Here is a 17,275-nt window from a genome sequence, read left to right on the forward strand (position 1 = left end):
ATCCCGCCGACCTGGCTTTGCCCTACCGCACGTGTCAAGGGGGCACATCCCCACCCAACAGGAACAATGGGCTGGAACCGCCCCCTTGACGCGTGCGGTAGCCCGGAGGGAGGTCGGTGGGATGACACGAAACCCGGACCCACAACGGACCCGGCACACCACCACCCAACCAGGAGTCATCCTGCTGATCTGCCCGTCCGGCGAGGACATGCTTTCAAGCTTTTGATCTCTTCGCGCAGTTCGAACCTCGAACCCGAAACCCGAAACCCGGAACCGGCTCAGCCCGCGTACTTGCGGGTGCAGAGCCCGGCACCCTGGTAGAACCCGTCGCGGAACGCCTCGACGCGGGCGAAGCCGGACGGCACCACGGTCCCGTTCACGTCCGCCGCGATCAGGCTCTTGTCGGCCAGCAGCTCCGCCACCGCCTCGTCCAGGTCACCGGACGACAGGCGCAGCCGCGCGCTGCTCTGGGTCGTCGTCCCGGCCCACGCACCGGTCAGGCACGCCGTCCGCAACCCCGCCGCCGGACCCTCCAGCCCGTACCCGGTCGCCTTCTGGATCGACAGCGCGAACCGCGACGCGATCTCGGCGAACGCGGCGAAGTCGCCGATCCCGCCCTTCTGCCCGCGCTTGGGCGGCGTGCCGATCTTCACCAGGTCGGGCAGGTCGATGGAGATCGAGTTCGTCGCCGGGCAGTACGCCGCGGGCGAGGTGTCGCCGCCGTCGGGGCACTCCGCGGACGACGAGGTGGACAAAGCGGGCGGCGTGGCGGCGGCGTCCTTGAAAGCCGCGTGCAGCGACTCCTCCAGCAGTTCGAGCGACCGCTTGTCGTCGACCTTCAGGTTGCCCTTGCCCTGCCCGGTGTCCTGGTCCTGCGAGTCGAACTTCTGCTGCGTGATCCGCGCCTTGATCTCGGCCTCGTCGATCTCCGCGCACCGCGACGGATCACCGGCGAACCCGAACTGGAACGCCGAGACCCGGTCGAACGCGCTGCCGTGCGCGCCCTGCTTCTCGGCCGACGTGCCCGCCGCGTCCCGGATGAAGAACATCGTCGCCAGCACCTGGTTCAACCCGGGCCCGGTCGAGATGCGGAAGTGCTTGGACTTGCCCTCGGCCACCCAGCGGAAGAAGTTGCCCGCGTAGCAGTCGGCCTGCTGCTCCTTGATGATCGACGGCGTGGCCTGGTTGATCCCGCCGATGTCACCGAGCTTGTACTGGATCGCGTGGCCCATCTCGTGCGCCAGCACGGTCACCACCGACATCGGCCCGAACGCGTCGTCCAGCATCGGCAGCAGCTCGCCGCGGTCCCACGCGATCGAGTCGTCCAGCGAGCAGTAGAACGCGTTCGCCACGCCGGCGGTGTTGGTGCGGCAGATCTCGACGCCCTTGCCGTTGGAGTCGTAGGACACCAACCGCTTCACCGGCTCGAACTCCTTGCCGAACCGCGCGGGCAGCTGCTCGGTCCAGTACTCCTCGACGTCGGCCAGCGCGTTGATCGCGAGCCGGTCCATCTCGCCGCCGTCGGCGTTCTCCACCTGCAGGTCGGCGTCCGGCACGCCCGGCTTCGCGCCGCTCTCGCCGGTCGTGATGTCCAGCCCGGCCACCTTGGTGACGTCGGGCCGTTCCGACCGCCCTTGGCCGCTCACCGTCTGGGTGCACCCGGTCAACGCCATCGCGGCGGCGAGCGTCGCAGCAACCCAAGCCCGTCGAGCCATGCCAAGCCCCATCCCCGGTCCGTGCCGATCCAAGCCCGAACCCTACTTGGCCGGCTCGCGAAACCAGGCGATGTCCGGCAATTCGCCATCGCGGCCGGAGGACGCCGGCGGCGATGGCGAGTTCGGGCGGGCGGTGAGCGGCCCGTTCGGCGGACAGGTGAACGCGAAGCGATCAGCTCTCGCGCGTCCAGGCGGGAGTGATCCGCACCTCGCGGAGGCGCCAGCCCACCGGCGTCCGCACCGCGCGGTAGCGCTGCCGCAGACCTCCGGTGAAGTGGGGCGCCTGGCCGGCGCGGTAGAGGTACACGGTCGAGTTCGCCGAGGCGGTCGCGTGGTCTCCCTCGACGTCCACCAGCAGATCCGTGGTCGTGTGCTGGGTCTGCTGATCCTCGACGTCGTCCCGGCGCAGGAAGGCGACGACCTCGGCGAGGCCGCGGAGTACGCCACCCCGCGGCGAGTGCACCGCCACGTCGTCGGTGAAGACGGTGCCCGCGTCCTCCCACCGCTTCTCGTCGAGCAGACGTGCGAGGCGGGTGGACAGGTCGGCGATCTCGAGGCGGTCGGCGATCAGGGCATCCGTGGACATGGCATCCCTTTCATTGGCGTCTCCAACGTTGGTAACGCCAACAGTACCTCGAAATCATTGGCCGCGCCAACGGCCAATTCGCCTAGGTCAAACCGCAGGCCTTGGTGCCCTCGAACACCCCGCCGCGGAACACCTCGACCCGCTTGAACCCCGGACCGAGCGACGCCGAACCGGTCGCGTCGCGGGCCGCGTAGTCGTAGGCGAGCAGCACCTGCACCGCCTCGTCCAGGTCGCCGGGCGACAGCCCGAAGCCCTTCTGCCGGGTGAACACCTCCCGCGTGTACGCGCCGGCCAGGCACAACGCGCTGGTCGCCGCACGCTCACCGTCGAGGTCCACTTCCACCGCCGCCATCGCGGCCAGCGCGTAACGGCTCGCCAGCAGCACGCCCGTGGCGTAGTCGCCGATCTCGGCGTGCAGCTCGGGCAGGTCGGCCTCGACCTCGAACTCCACCGACTTGTCCGCCGGGCAGTACGCCACCGGGCCCTGGTCGCCGGAGCAGTCCGGCTCCTGCTCGGTCGGCGTGGACTTCGGGTCGGTCCACTTCTTGCCCGCCTGCTCGACCAGTGCCTTGTAGTACAGGTTCAGGTCGGGCGTGACGTTCTCCAGCATCTCGTCGAACGGCAGGTTGCCGCCGCGGTCGCGGTCGTCGGCGGAGGTGAACGCCTGCTGCGTGAACACCCGGTTCTCCGTCGACATGGCCGCGCAGAACTCCGTGCCCTGCTGGTAGCCGTCCTGGAAGGCGGACACGCGGTCGAACGCGTTGCCGTGCGCGGACCGGTCGCTGGCCGAGGTGCCGACCGGGTCGCGGAACGTGATCAGCGCGCCCAGCGCCGAGTCCAGCGTGTCGGAGCCGATGTCGAGGTGCTCGGACTTGCCGTCGTTGACCCACTTGATGAACGCGCCCGCGAAGCAGTCGGCCATCGCCTCGGTGAGGATCGTGGGGAACCGCTGCGGCTCGCGCCGCTCGGCCTCCGGCGTGATGCCCATCCGGTTCTGCACGGCGTGGCCCATCTCGTGCGCCAGCACGATCACCACGGCCGCGTCGCCGAACCGGTCCTTGAGCACGGGCAGCAGCGCGGCGCGGTCCCAGGCGATGGCGTCGGCGCTCGGGCAGTAGAACGCGTTGCCCTCGACGTCGCTCGCCTTCTCGGTGCACGGCGGCGGCTTGGCCGAGGCGTCGGCGGTGTCGACCGAGTAGATGCCGCCCTCGATCGGCTCCCACGGCTCGTCGAACGTGTCCGGGAACGCCTCCTGCCAGAACGTGTCGATGTCGGTGACGGCGGTGGCCGCCAACTGGTCGATCGGGCCGCCGTCGGTGCCCCGGATGAAGCCCGGGTCGACGGTGCCCTTGGTGACGGCCTCACCCGCCACCGGTTTGCCCGGGATCGCCTGGGCACAGGCGCTTGCCGTGAGCAGGACCGTCGCCAGCAGGACCAGCCGAGCCGATACGAGCCGCATTGGCCCATTGTGCCCGCGCCGAACCCCTACGGGGTCGCGTTCGACGTCGTGGCCGGATCACGGGTGCGTGTCGCCCACCTGGTCAACGCCGGCACGGGCGCGACCGCGACCAGGAAGATCACGCCCACGGCGAGCCAACCACCCGCGCCGAAGCCGCCGAGCGCGAACGTCAGGACGGCGGGCCCGAAGAGCTGCACGGTGGCGGTCGCGGCCTCGTTCACCCCTTGGTAGGCGCCACGCGCGTCGTCACGCATGAGGCTCACCGACAAACCCCAGTTCGCGGCCACGTAACCCAGTTCCCCGACCACGTGCAGCGCCGCCGCGGCCACCACGACCGCCACGACCGCCGCACCCGAGCCGCCCGCGGTCGTGGCGAGCAGGGCGCAGCTCGCGGCGAGGGCGACGCCGGACCGGACCGCCGTGCGCGCGGCCTGGTCCGGGGTGCGGGCGAAGCGCGCGAACGGCACCTGGAACACGGCGATGCCCACCGAGCTGACGACCACCACCACGCCGCTCAGCGCGAGCGGCAGGTCGGTCGAGCGCGACAGCCACAGCGGCAGGCCGGTCGACAGCATCGCCCAGCACAGCGACAGGACCGAGGTGGTCGCGACGACAGCGAGGTAGGGGCGGTCGCCCAGCACGACCCGCGCCCGCGGCGTCGCGCCGACCGGCGACGGCTTGCGCACCGCGAGCGTCGTCACCGCCAGGACCCCGAACGTGAGCGCGTTGCCGGTGATCGCCAGGGCGTAGGCGGAGTGGCTGTCGGCGGTCAGCACCAGGGCGCCGAGCCCGGCCCCGATCGCGTAGCCGACGTGCTGCGCCACGCGCTGCCGCGCCAACGCGCGCACCCTGGCCGCGTTGTCCGTCACCAGACCCGCGATCAACGCCGTCCGCACGGCGTTGCCGCCGTTGGCCGGGGCGGTGAACGCCACCGTCGCCACGAGGAACGACCACGTGCCGTCCACGACCAGGTAGGACGCCATGGCGCACGCCCGCACGAGGGTGATCACCACCAGCACCGACCTCGGGTCGAACCGGTCCGCCAACGCGCCGACCGGCACCGCCGCGAGCAGCCCCGCCGCACCCGCCACCGCCATCCCGACACCCACCGCCACCAGCGGCAACCCGAGCACGCGGGTGAAGAACAACGCCCACGTGGTGAACCACAGGCCGTCGCCGAGCGCCGAGACCCCGCGACCCCACAGCAGCACGCCCAGCCCCATCGGCAGACACCCTTCAGGATCCTATGAACGGTGTCTGCGACCGTAACCCGCCCCCGCTCACGGCCGCAACCAGAGTTCAGGCAAGCGTGAAGGGTGCTAGGGTGCGCTCATGGCTGGATGGATCGACTCCGGCAACGCCGTGCAGGCGTCCGCCGTCGCGCTGGCCCGCGAGCTGTCCGACCCGATCCGGCTCACCGCGCTGCAACTGCTCGCCGCCGAGGGCCCGCACGCGATGGTGCAGCTGGCCGACGCCATGGGCATCTCGCCGCCGCGGTTGGGCAACCACCTGGCCCGCCTGCGCGCCGCCGGCCTGGTCGAGGTCGAGCACACCGGCCGGCACGCCGTCTACCGGGTCGCCCGCGCCGACATCGCCGACGTCCTCACCGCGCTGGCCCGCTACGCCCACCACGACGACCTCACCGCGCCGCGGCGCGCGTCATCGCCGGTGGACGTCGCCCACACGTGCTACGACCACGCGGCCGGCCGCCTGGGGATCGCGGTGTTCACCACCCTGGTCGACGCAGGCGGGCTCGAACCGCCCGACGGCCGCGCCGGCGAACTCGCGCTCGGCGAGGACCTGACCGCGTGGCGCCGCCTCGGCGTCGACCCGCACGCCGTCGCGCCGCGCCGCCGCCTGGCGCTGGCCTGCCTGGACCGCACGCACCGCGTCCCGCACCTGGGCGGCGACCTCGGCCGGCTCGTGCTCGACGCGTTCGTGGCCGACGACCTGGTCCGCCGTCAGGAGGGCACCAGGGAGCTCCTCGTCACCGAACGGGGTGCCGAACGGCTGCCCGAGCTCCTGCCCACCTTCACGCCCGCGCCATGACGCCGCGCACCGCCCACGCCCGCGCGGTGAGCCGGATCGAGCCGTCCGGGTGGGTGGGCAGGCGGGTGCGGAGCAGGTCGCGCAGGGCACGACGCCGGTCCTCGGGCAGGGACGCGGTGTAGCCGGGCGCCGGTCCCTGCCCACCGAGGAACGGCCGCCAGTAGTCGTCGAAGTCGTTGAACACCGTCGGCACCTCCAACGCCTCCACGCGCACCCCGTGCAGCCCGGCGGCGGTCCACAGCCCGCGCAGCGGTTCGGGTCGGCACAGGGGGAAGCGCCTGCCCTCGTGCAGGGCGGCGGCGGCCGGGTCGAGGTCGGTGGCGGCGTCCCAGAAGAAGCGGGTGATCGCCATGCCCTCGGCGTAGTCCCAGACGTAGGCGGCCACCACGCCGCCGGGCGCGGCCACCCTGGTGCACTCGGCGGCGGCCCGCACCGGGTCCGGCACGAAGTTGAGGGCGAGGCCGCTGACCACGGCGTCGAAGGCGTGGTCGGGCAGCGGGAGGGAGCGGGCGTCGCCGACGTGGAAGGCCGCGCGCGGGTCGGTGACCCGGTGCCGCGCGGTGGCCAGGAAGCCCTCGGACGGGTCGACGCCGACGACCTCGGCCGGGTCGGCGATCTTGAGGATCGCGGTGGTCAACGCGCCCGTGCCGCAGCCGATGTCCACCCAGCGACGGGCCGACGGCACGTCCAGCAGTCGGAGGAACCCCCTCGCAACGGGCGCGCTCCAACGCCCGACGTAAGCCTCATACGCCTCGCCGACCGCCCACACCTCGTCCGCCATGGGGCTCAGCATGGCAGGCACCGACCCCCGCGGACGACGTTCCGCACGACCCGGTTCGGTCAGGGCCGGCGCGCCTCCCGGCCGGGTGTCGAGGACCCGGCCGGGCACGGCGCTGCGGTCAGGCGTGGTCGAGGTCGTCCGGGTCGACCGGGCCCTCGACGCCTGCCCGGTCTTCCTCCGTGACGGTCGCGGTGACCGCGGGTGCTTCCGGCGCCAGCCAGAGCACACCCGCCGGCGGCAGCTGGAGCACCGCGGACGCGGGCCGGCCGTGCCACGGGTGCTCCTCCGCCTCCACCACGCCGAAGTTGCCGACGCCGGACCCGCCGTAGACCTCCGAGTCCGTGTTCACCACCTCGCGCCACCGACCCGCGACCGGCAGCCCGACCCGGTAGTCGTGGTGCGGCATGCCGGCGAAGTTCGCCACGCACGCGAGCACCGAGCCGTCCTCGCCGATCCGCAGGAAGCTCAGCACGTTGCCCGCCGAGTCGTTCGCGTCGATCCACGAGAACCCCTCGGGCCGGTTGTCCGCGCTGTACAACGCGGGCGAGCCCCGGTAGACCCGGTTCAGGTCCGCGACCAGCCGGTGCAGACCGCCGTGCAGCGGCGACTCCAGCAGGTGCCAGTCCAGCGACCGGCCCTCCGACCACTCGTCGCGCTGCCCGAACTCGCCGCCCATGAACAGCAGCTGCTTGCCGGGGTGCGCCCACATGAACGCCAGCAGCGACCGCAGCCCCGCCGCCTTGTTCCAGTCGTCGCCGGGCATCCGCTGCCACAACGACCCCTTGCCGTGCACGACCTCGTCGTGCGACAGCGGCAGCACGAAGTTCTCGCTCCACGCGTAGACCAGCGAGAACGTGATCTCGTTGTGGTGGAACGACCGGTGGATGGGCTCGCGCGACAGGTAGTGCAGCGTGTCGTGCATCCAGCCCATGTTCCACTTGAACCCGAACCCGAGGCCGCCCAGGTGCGTCGGCCGCGACACGCCCGGCCACGCCGTCGACTCCTCGGCCACCATCACCACACCGGGGTGGCGCTTGTAGACGGTCGCGTTCAGCTCCTGCAGGAACCGCACCGCGTCCAGGTTCTCCCGCCCGCCGTACTGGTTGGGCAGCCACTGCCCTTCCTGCCGCGAGTAGTCCAGGTACAGCATCGAGGCCACCGCGTCGACCCGCAGGCCGTCGATGTGGAACTCCTCGATCCAGAACAGCGCGTTGGCGACCAGGAAGTTGCGCACCTCGTTGCGCCCGAAGTCGAACACCAGCGTGCCCCAGTCCGGGTGCTCGCCCCGGCGCGGGTCCTCGTGCTCGTACAACGCGGTGCCGTCGAACTTCGCCAACGCCCACGAGTCGCGCGGGAAGTGCGCCGGCACCCAGTCCATGATCACGCCGACGCCGCGCTGGTGCAGCACGTCCACGAAGTGCCGGAAGTCGTCCGGCGAGCCGAACCTCGACGTCGGCGCGTAATACGACGTCACCTGGTAGCCCCACGACCCGCCGAACGGGTGCTCGGCCACCGGCATCAGCTCCACGTGCGTGAACCCGGCGCCCACCACGTAGTCCGCCAGCTCCTCGGCCAGCTCCCGGTAGCCCAGACCCGGCTTCCACGAGCCGAGGTGCACCTCGTACACGCTCATCGGCGCGTTGATCCACTGCGTGGCGTCGCGCCTGGCCCGCCACTCCGCGTCGCCCCACTCGTGCGCGGTCCGGGTGACGACCGACGCGGTCTGCGGCGGCGTCTCGGTGGCGAACGCCATCGGGTCGGCCTTCTCGTGCCACCCGCCGTCGCGGCCGAGGATCCGGAACTTGTACCGGGTGCCCTCCGGGATGCCGGGGATGAAGACCTCCCACACGCCGGACGAGCCGAGCGACCTCATCGGGTTCGCGCGGCCGTCCCAGCCGTCGAAGTCGCCGCACACCCGCACACCGCGCGCGGTCGGCGCCCACACGGCGAACGAGACGCCCGAGACGGTGCCGTTGGGCGTGTCGTAGGTGCGCACCCGCGCGCCCAGCACGTCCCACAGCCGCTCGTGCCGCCCCTCGCCGATCAGGTGCAGGTCGAGCTCGCCGACGGTCGGCAGCCAGCGGTACGGGTCGTCCACCTCGACGACCTGGTCGCCGTACTCGACCACCAGCCGGTAGTCGCCGGGGTGCTCGGGCAGCTCGCCCGCGAACAACCCGTCGGCGACCCGGTCCAGGTCGAAGCGCTTGTCGGCGGCCATCACCGCCACCGCCGTCGCGCCCGGGCGCAGCGCCCGCGCGACCACGCCCTCCGGGACGTGGTGCACGCCGAGCACCGAGTGCGGGTCGTGGTGCGCCCCGGCCAGCAGCCGGTCGACGTCCTCGGGCGAGATCATGACTGCACCGCTCCCTCTCCAGTGATCCGCGCGATCGACGACAGCGGGACCGTCAACCACTCCGGCCTGTTCGCGTGCTCGTACGCGACCTCGTAGACGGCCTTGTCCAGCTCGAACGCCCGCAGCAGGTAGCCCCGCTTGCGCGGGTCGCCGACCGACTCCGACGCCGCCTCCGCGTAGCCCTCGGTGAACGCCGCGCGGTTGCGCCGCGCCCACTCCAGCGCCCGCACGGTCAGCTGGTGGTCCTCCGGCTGGCCGACGAGCAGCTGGTGCGCCGCGTAGTCGAAGGATCGCAGCATCCCCGCCACGTCGCGCAACGGCGAGCGCAGCTCGATGCGCTCGGCCATCGGCGTGCCCGGCTCGCCCTCGAAGTCGATCAGCAGCCACCCCTGCACGGTCCGCAGCACCTGACCGAGGTGCAGGTCGCCGTGGATGTGCTGCACGGCGACCGCGTCCGGTGTCTCCCTGGCCTGCTCGAACGCCTCCCGCAGCGCGGGCACGTACGGCCGCAGCTCCGGCACCGAGTCGACCACCGAGTCCAGCCGCGAGACCATCGCCCGCACGGTCCGGTCGATGTTCTCGGCGTCCGCGGACTGCGTGCCCAGGGCGCGTTCCAGGTCCGCGTGCACGGTCGCCACGGCCTGTCCCAGCCGCTGCGCCTCGCCGGCGAAGTCGCCGCCCACCTCGTCGGCGTGCAGGTCGGCCTCGGCCATCAGGTCGCGCACGCTGGTGGTGGCCATCGCCCAGCCGTCCACCGCGTCCGGCATGAACTGCTGGAGCATGCCGACGGTCGTGGTCCGGCCGTCGAGCCGACCCGTGATCGACCCCAGCGGCTGGGCGATGTGCTCGCACCCGACCTGGCGCAAGGCCCGGTGCAGCACGAGGTCCGGGTTCTCGCCCTGGCTGAGCTTGCGGAACAGCTTGAGGATGTACTGGCTGCCGAACACGATCGAGGTGTTGGACTGCTCGGAGGTGATCGGCCGGCCGCGCAGCCCGGTCTGCAGCTCGACGTCCGGCTCGTGCGCGAACCTCAGGCCCTCCACCTCGACACCCTCGGCGATCAGGTCGAGCAGCACGCCGGTCAGCTCCGGCACGGAGGTGGCGTCGTAGTTGTCCACGTGGTCGGTGACCAGCAGCTGGTAGGGCTCGCGCCGGTCCGGCTGCGCCACCTCCACCACGAGGTGCACCAGCACCGGGTCGGCGGACCGCAGCACCGCCGTCCGCAGCGGGCGGACCGAGGTGACCGGGCGGTCCTTCCCGCCGAACCACCGCTGCGCGGGCAGCCACTCGGGCAGCTCGGCGAGCACCTTGTCGACCAGGTCGTGCGGCTCCGTCACGTCCATCACCTCGGCTCGCTGTCGTCGCCGGCTTCCACGAGCTGGAACCAGTAGAAGCCGTGACCGGGCAAAGTCAGCAGGTAGGGCAGGTCGCCGACGGTCGGGAAGACGACGCCGCCGGTCAGCTCGACCGGCCTGCTGCCGTGGTGCTCCGACAGGTCGAGCTCGACCGGCTGCGGGAACCGCGACAGGTTGTTCACGCACAGCACGACGTCCTCGTGGCCGTCGGGCCGCAGCCACCGCCGCCGGTAGGCCAGCACGCTGGGGTTCGACCCGCCGAGGTCGGTGAAGTCGCCCTCCGCGAACGCGTGGTGCTGCTTGCGCACCTCGATCATCCGCCGCGTCCAGTGCAGCAGCGAGGACTGGTTGTTGAGCTGCGCCTCGACGTTGAGCGCCTGGTAGCCGTACACCGGGTCCATGATCACCGGCAGGTAGATCCGGCCCGGGTCGCAGCTGGAGAACCCCGCGTTGCGGTCCGGGGTCCACTGCATCGGCGTGCGGACCGCGTCGCGGTCGCCCAGCCAGATGTTGTCGCCCATGCCGATCTCGTCACCGTAGTAGAGGACGGGCGAGCCGGGTAGGGACAGCAGCATCGCGGTGAACAGCTCCTGCTGGTTGCGGTCGTTCTCCAGCAGCGGGGCCAGCCGTCGTCTGATGCCGATGTTCGCCTTCATCCGCGGGTCCTTGGCGTACTCCGCGTACATGTAGTCGCGCTCTTCGTCGGTGACCATCTCCAGCGTCAGCTCGTCGTGGTTGCGCAGGAAGATGCCCCACTGGCAGCCGTCGGGGATCTGCGGCGTCTGCGCCAGGATCTCCGAGATCGGGAACCGCGACTCGCGCCGCACGGACATGAAGATGCGCGGCATCAACGGGAAGTGGAACGCCATGTGGCACTCGTCGCCGCCGACCTCGGGGTTGCCGAAGTACTCGACCACGTCCGACGGCCACTGGTTGGCCTCGGCCAGCAGCACCCGGCCGGGGTACTCGTCGTCGACGACCTTGCGGCAGCGCTTGAGGAAGTCGTGGGTGCGCGGCAGGTTCTCGCAGTTCGTGCCCTCCGCCTCGAACAGGTACGGCACGGCGTCGAGCCGGAACCCGTCGATGCCCAGGTCGAGCCAGAACCGCAGGGTGTCCAGCATCGCCTCCTGGACGTGCGGGTTCTCGAAGTTCAGGTCGGGCTGGTGGGAGAAGAACCGGTGCCAGTAGAACTGGCCGCGCACCGGGTCGTAGGTCCAGTTGGACGACTCGGTGTCGACGAAGATGATCCGCGCGTCCGCGTAGCGCTGGTCGTCGTCGCTCCACACGTAGTAGTCGCCGTAGGGGCCGTCGGGGTCGGTCCGCGACTGCTGGAACCACGGGTGCGCGTCGCTGGTGTGGTTGAGCACCAGGTCGGTGATCACCCGGATGCCGCGCCGGTGCGCCTCGTCCAGCAGGTACACGAAGTCCTCGACCGAGCCGAACTCCGGCAGCACCGCGCGGAAGTCGGAGATGTCGTAGCCGCCGTCGCGCAGCGGCGAGGCGTAGAACGGCGGCAGCCACAGGCAGTCGACGCCGAGCCATTCGAGGTAGTCCAACCGGGACGCGAGGCCCCGCAGATCTCCGGTGCCGTCGCCGTTGGAGTCGCTGAACGCGCGCACCAGCACCTCGTAGAACACCGCGCCCTTGAACCAGTCGCGCTCGCGCGGCACGAGTTTGGCCGACCGGAAGTCCTCGGCCTGCGGTTCGACCAGCAGGCCGTCCGCGCCGATGGCCTCGCCGGTGTGCGGCACGTTCTCCAGGCCTACCAGCGCGGCGTCGGGTCGGGCCTCTTCCTGCATGTGTGCTCCACCTCGTCCCACCTCATTGGGGGTGCGTTCGATCGTCCCTCGTGCTCTTCGGCGGGCACGGGGACTGGGTAAAGGGGACCGGGCTGGTTCTTCTAGCTGCTGAACCTGCGTTGCACGCCGACGATGTGCGCCGGGGCGCGCCAGGGTTCGAGGCGGACGTAGTTGGCCTGACCCCAGTCCCAGGTCTCCCCGGACACCTCGTCGTGCGCGATCAGCCGCTCGGGCCAGTCGACGCCGAGCGCGGGCAGGTCCAGCCAGACGGTGCCGTCCTGCGCGTTGTGCGGATCCAGGTTGACCACGACGACGACCGTGTCGCCGGTGCCGGGATCCTGCTTGGAGTAGGCGATCAACGCCGGGTTGTCGACGTGGTGGAACCGGAGTGTTCGCATCTGCCGCAGCGCCGGGTGCGCCCGGCGGATCGCGTTCAGCTTGCGCAACCACGGTTCCAGCGACCGTCCCTCGGCCACCGCCGCCGCGTAGTCGCGGGGGCGGAGCTGGTACTTCTCCGAGTTCAGGTACTCCTCGCTGCCCGGCCGGACGGCCTCGTGCTCGAACAGCTCGTAGCCCGAGTACACACCCCAGGTCGGCGCCATCGTCGCCGCCAGCGCCGCGCGCAGCGCGAACATGCCCGGGCCGCCGTGCTGCAGCGACTCGTGCAGGATGTCGGGGGTGTTGACGAACAGGTTGGGCCGCGCTTCGTCCCAGTGCTCGACCAGTTCGTTGCCGAACTCGGTCAGCTCCTCCTTGGTCGTGCGCCAGGTGAAGTAGGTGTAGCTCTGCGTGAAGCCGAGCTTGGCCAGGCCGTACAGGCGGGCCGGGCGGGTGAACGCCTCGGACAGGAACAGCACGTCGGGGTGCCGGTCCTTGACCGCCCAGATCAGCCACGCCCAGAAGTCCGGCGGCTTGGTGTGCGGGTTGTCGACCCGGAAGATGCTCACCCCGTGGTCGACCCAGTGCAGCACCACGCGCAGCACCTCGTTGTAGAGGCCCTGCGGGTCGTTGTCGAAGTTGACCGGGTAGATGTCCTGGTACTTCTTCGGCGGGTTCTCCGCGTAGGCGATCGAGCCGTCCGGCCGGGTGGTGAACCACTCGGGGTTCTTCAGCACCCACGGGTGGTCGGGGGCGCATTGCAGCGCCAGGTCCAGCGCCACCTCGAGGTTCAGCTCGCGGGCGCGAGCGACGAACGCGTCGAAGTCCTCGATCGTGCCGAGCTCCGGGTGGATCGCGTCGTGCCCGCCCTCGTCCGCGCCGATCGCCCAGGTCGAGCCGGGGTCGTCCTCGGTGGCGGTGAGCGTGTTGTTCGGGCCCTTGCGGTTCACCCGCCCGATCGGGTGGATCGGGGGCAGGTAGGCGACGTCGAAGCCCATGGCCGCGATGCGGTCCAGCTCCTTGGCGGCGGTGACGAACGTGCCGTGCACCGGGACGCCCGACTCGTCCACGCCGCCCGTGCTGCGGGGGAAGAACTCGTACCACGAGCCGAACGCCGCCCGCTCCCGGTCGACCCACACCTTCTGCGGCTTGCCCTTGGTGATCAGCTCGCGGACGGGGTGGTCGTGCATGATCCGGCGGACGTCGCCCGCCAGGGCGGGTGCGACCCGCTCGGCCAGGGGGCGGTGCTCGTCGCGCAGCGCGGTGGCCGCGTTGACCAGCAGCGGCTTGTCCTTGCGCCGGTCGGGGCGGCGGCTGACGCGGTCGAGCAGCAGCGCGCCGCTCTCCAGGTCGTTCGCCAGGTCGTCGGCGCCCTGACCGGCGGCGATCTTGACCTCGACGGCGTGCTGCCAGGTGGCCCAGGGGTCGCTCCAGGCGTCCACGCGGAACGTCCACGAGCCCGTCGCGTCCGGCACGATCGTGGCGGCCCAGCGGTCCAGGCCGACGCCGTGCGGGACCATCCGTGTCTGTCTGGCGACCCGGTCGTTCGGTCCCCGCCACACCACCGTGGCGGCCACGGCGTCGTGGCCCTCGCGCCACACCGTGGCCTCGACCGGGACGTGTTCGCCGACCACGGCCTTCGCCGGGTAGCGACCGCCGCTCACGGTCGGGGAGACATCGTCGATACCGAGTCGTCCGCTCATCGGCAGCGCCCCTCTCACCTGGTGTGACGCTTGCACGGTCAAGTCTGCCCGCAGCGGTGGGACGGCCCACCACCGGGACACCTGTACCCGCTGTTCCTACCCGTTCTGATCGGATTGCACACTTGGCGGTGGCGCCCGTCTCGCGATCCGAGCAGATTCGCAGGCGGTGATCCGCTTCGACCGGGAGCCACGCCGATCTCGATCGAGCGACTAGGGCTCACACGATCGGAGTAGCGCCGGCCGGACCACCCTGCCGCGCCACCTCGCCCTGGCGATCAGCCGCACGCCGGGGTGCCCCCGGCGGCCTCCGACCGCGCCGAGCGCACGCCGCGCCGCCGAACGTGTCCAGGGTTCCGCGTCAACGTTTGCGCACTGTGGGCGAAATAACTTGCAGAGCGCCGTTTGCCCTGGTGAAGCTGTATCGGTCACGGCATCGGTTCGGGTGACCGTTGTCCCGCACCGCTGGATGGGGGATAAGGTCCGACGCCATGCGAGCACTTCGCCGGTTCACCGTCCGAGCCAGCCTGCCCGAGCCGTTGACCGCCCTGGGCACCCTCGCCACGAACCTGCGCTGGACGTGGCACCAGCCCACCCAGGACCTGTTCGCTTCGGTCGACCCAGAGCTGTGGGCCGAGAGCGGCGACCCGTTGCGGCTGCTGTCCGTGGTCGCGCCCGACCGCCTCGAAGCCCTCGCCCGTGACGAGCAGTTCCTCGCGCACGCCCGCGCCCTGGCCGACGACCTGCACCGCTACACCACCGGACCGCGCTGGTTCCAGCGCCGCCAGGACGAGATCGCCCAGCGCCGCGAGCACGGCAACCACGACCTGCACCCCCTGCCGACCGCGATCGCCTACTTCTCGATGGAGTTCGGCGTCACCGAGGCCCTGCCGAACTACTCCGGCGGCCTCGGCGTGCTGGCGGGCGACCACCTCAAGGCGGCCTCGGACCTGGGCGTGCCGCTGATCGCGGTCGGCCTGCTCTACCGGTCGGGCTACTTCCGCCAGGCGCTGTCCCTGGACGGCTGGCAGATCGAGCACTACCCGGTGCTCGACCCGCGCGGCCTGCCGCTGGAGCTGCTCACCGAGCCGTCCGGCGCGCCGATCCTCGTGCACGTCGCCATGCCGGGCGACCGGGTGCTGCGCGCCAAGGTGTGGAAGGCGCAGGTCGGCCGCATCCCGCTGCTCCTGCTCGACTCCGACGTCGAGGAGAACGACGACGACCTGCGCGGCGTCACCGACCGCCTCTACGGCGGCGACCAGGACCACCGCATCCGGCAGGAGATCCTGGCCGGCGTGGGCGGCGTCCGCGCCGTGCGCACGTACTGCGACCTGACCGGGCACCCGTCGCCCGAGGTCTTCCACACCAACGAGGGCCACGCGGGCTTCCTCGGCCTGGAGCGCATCCGCGAGCTGGTCACGACCGAGGGCCTGGACTTCGACCAGGCGTTGGCGGCGGTCCGCGCGGGCACGGTGTTCACCACGCACACGCCGGTGCCGGCCGGCATCGACCGGTTCCCCGTCGACCTGGTGCAGCACTACTTCGGCTCCGAGGCCCTGCTGCCGGGCGTGAACACCCAGCGCCTGCTCGCCCTCGGCGCGGAGGACAACCCCGGCCTGTTCAACATGGCGCACATGGGCCTGCGGCTCGCGCAGCGCGCCAACGGCGTCTCCCGGCTGCACGGCACCGTCAGCCGCGACATGTTCCGCGGCCTGTGGCCGGGCTTCGACGCCGCCGAGGTGCCGATCGGCTCGGTCACCAACGGCGTGCACGGCCCGACGTGGGCGGCGACCGAGATGAGCAGGCTCGTCGGCGACACGGAGGAGGCCGGCGTCGGCCTGCACGGGTTCGAACCCGTCACCGACCAGCGGCTGTGGGAGCTGCGCAACGACCTGCGCGGCAAGCTCGTCGACGAGGTCCGCCGCCGCACGCGCGCGTCGTGGTTGCAGCGCGGCGCTTCGGCGTTGGAGCTGGGCTGGACCGACTCGGTGTTCGACCCGGACGTGCTGACCGTCGGCTTCGCCCGCCGCGTGCCGACCTACAAGCGGCTGACGCTGATGCTGCGCGACGCCGAACGGCTGCGCGCGCTCCTGCTGCACCCCGAACGGCCGGTGCAGCTGGTCGTCGCGGGCAAGTCGCACCCCGCCGACGACGGCGGCAAGGCGTTGATCCAGCAGATCGTGCGGTTCGCCGACGACGCGGGCGTGCGGCACCGGATCGTGTTCCTGCCCGACTACGACATGTCCATGGCCCGGTACCTGTACTGGGGTTGCGACGTGTGGCTGAACAACCCGATGCGCCCGCTGGAGGCGTGCGGCACGTCCGGCATGAAGTCGGCGCTCAACGGCGGGCTGAACCTGTCGATCCGCGACGGCTGGTGGGACGAGCTGTACGACGGCAGCAACGGCTGGGCCATCCCGACCGCCGACGGCATCACCGACCCGACCCGGCGTGACGACCTGGAGGCCGCCGCGCTGTACGACCTGCTCGGCAACCAGGTCGCGCCGCTGTTCTACGACCGCGGCGAGGACGGGGTGCCGACGCGGTGGCTGGCGATGGTGCGGCACACGCTGGCCTCGCTCGGCCCGGCGGTGCAGGCGTCGCGGATGGTGCGCGAGTACGTGGAGAACCTGTACGCGCCCGCCGCGTCGTCGGCCGCCTCGGTCGTCGGCGAGGGTTTCCGGGGCGCGAAGGAGCTGGCCGCGTACCGGCAGCGGCTGCGGGCGTCGTGGACGCGGGTGCGGGTGCTGGAGTCGGAGATGTCGCTGAACGGGTCGGTGACGCCGAACCTCGGCTCGCCGGTCGGCGTGCGGGCGCGGATCGAGCTGGCCGGCCTCGAACCGTCCGAAGTGGACGTCCAGGTGGCGTTGGGCCGGGTCGGCGACTCCGACGAGCTGTACGACGTGGTCACGCACGGGATGGACTACGCGGGCAACGGCAACTACGAGATCGAGGTGCCGCTGCCGCACGCCGGCGCCGTCGGCTACACGGTGCGCGTGCTGCCGCGGCACGACCTGCTCGCGTCACCGGCGGAACTCGGTCGGGTCGTGCTGGCTGGCTGAGGTCGCTCGATCAGATGACCGTCGGCGTGACCGGCGGT

11 protein-coding genes are annotated in these 17,275 nt (G+C 71.5%); 2 read left to right on the forward strand and 9 right to left on the reverse strand.

Features of this window, described 5'->3' with window-relative positions; genetic code table 11:
* Positions 1 to 278 precede the first annotated feature (278 nt).
* The 4 genes from AB0I91_RS15540 to AB0I91_RS15555 all read right to left on the reverse strand — a co-directional run bounded on the left by AB0I91_RS15540 (position 279) and on the right by AB0I91_RS15555 (position 4,983).
* Complete coding sequence (locus AB0I91_RS15540; protein WP_498774973.1) at positions 279 to 1,715, reverse strand: neutral zinc metallopeptidase; 1,437 nt, start codon at positions 1,713 to 1,715, stop codon at positions 279 to 281.
* A 172-nt stretch (positions 1,716 to 1,887) separates the two neighbouring features.
* Positions 1,888 to 2,301, reverse strand: a complete 414-nt coding sequence (locus AB0I91_RS15545) for a nuclear transport factor 2 family protein (RefSeq protein WP_499607109.1) — start codon at positions 2,299 to 2,301, stop codon at positions 1,888 to 1,890.
* A gap of 82 nt (positions 2,302 to 2,383) precedes the next feature.
* A complete protein-coding gene (locus tag AB0I91_RS15550; protein WP_498774969.1) occupies positions 2,384 to 3,760 on the reverse strand; it encodes a neutral zinc metallopeptidase in 1,377 nt (458 codons plus the stop codon).
* A gap of 26 nt (positions 3,761 to 3,786) precedes the next feature.
* The gene (locus AB0I91_RS15555; protein WP_499637272.1) at positions 3,787 to 4,983 is read right to left on the reverse strand and encodes an MFS transporter; all 1,197 of its coding nucleotides are present in this window, start codon (positions 4,981 to 4,983) and stop codon (positions 3,787 to 3,789) included.
* A gap of 109 nt (positions 4,984 to 5,092) precedes the next feature.
* Here AB0I91_RS15555 and AB0I91_RS15560 point away from each other — a divergent pair, with 109 nt between their 5' ends.
* Positions 5,093 to 5,809 (forward strand): ArsR/SmtB family transcription factor, encoded by a 717-nt coding sequence (locus AB0I91_RS15560; RefSeq protein ID WP_499637274.1) that lies wholly within the window; start codon positions 5,093 to 5,095, stop codon positions 5,807 to 5,809.
* On the opposite strand, the gene AB0I91_RS15565 is transcribed toward AB0I91_RS15560, so the two are convergent.
* The 5 genes from AB0I91_RS15565 to AB0I91_RS15585 form a co-directional block, all read right to left on the reverse strand.
* Positions 5,793 to 6,590 carry a class I SAM-dependent methyltransferase gene (locus tag AB0I91_RS15565; RefSeq protein ID WP_498774963.1) on the reverse strand — a complete coding sequence of 266 codons (798 nt, stop codon included), beginning with the start codon at positions 6,588 to 6,590 and terminating at the stop codon, positions 5,793 to 5,795. The genes AB0I91_RS15560 and AB0I91_RS15565 overlap by 17 nt on opposite strands.
* A gap of 118 nt (positions 6,591 to 6,708) precedes the next feature.
* The gene (glgB, locus tag AB0I91_RS15570) at positions 6,709 to 8,943 is read right to left on the reverse strand and encodes a 1,4-alpha-glucan branching protein GlgB (protein WP_498774961.1); all 2,235 of its coding nucleotides are present in this window, start codon (positions 8,941 to 8,943) and stop codon (positions 6,709 to 6,711) included.
* The gene (locus AB0I91_RS15575; protein ID WP_498774959.1) at positions 8,940 to 10,280 is read right to left on the reverse strand and encodes a maltokinase N-terminal cap-like domain-containing protein; all 1,341 of its coding nucleotides are present in this window, start codon (positions 10,278 to 10,280) and stop codon (positions 8,940 to 8,942) included. Before AB0I91_RS15575 ends, glgB begins: the two co-directional genes overlap by 4 nt.
* Before the next feature lie 5 nt (positions 10,281 to 10,285).
* Positions 10,286 to 12,097, reverse strand: a complete 1,812-nt coding sequence (treS, locus tag AB0I91_RS15580) for a maltose alpha-D-glucosyltransferase (RefSeq protein WP_498774957.1) — start codon at positions 12,095 to 12,097, stop codon at positions 10,286 to 10,288.
* Between the two features lie 101 nt (positions 12,098 to 12,198).
* Entirely contained in the window at positions 12,199 to 14,178 is a 1,980-nt protein-coding gene (locus AB0I91_RS15585; RefSeq protein WP_499607099.1) for an alpha-1,4-glucan--maltose-1-phosphate maltosyltransferase, read from the reverse strand.
* 488 nt (positions 14,179 to 14,666) lie between these two features.
* Between AB0I91_RS15585 and glgP the strand changes: the two genes are divergently transcribed.
* The gene (gene glgP / locus AB0I91_RS15590) at positions 14,667 to 17,237 is read left to right on the forward strand and encodes an alpha-glucan family phosphorylase (protein ID WP_499637276.1); all 2,571 of its coding nucleotides are present in this window, start codon (positions 14,667 to 14,669) and stop codon (positions 17,235 to 17,237) included.
* Positions 17,238 to 17,275: the final 38 nt, after the last annotated feature.

The organism is Actinosynnema sp. NPDC049800, from assembly GCF_040656635.1.
Lineage (GTDB): Bacteria > Actinomycetota > Actinomycetes > Mycobacteriales > Pseudonocardiaceae > Actinosynnema.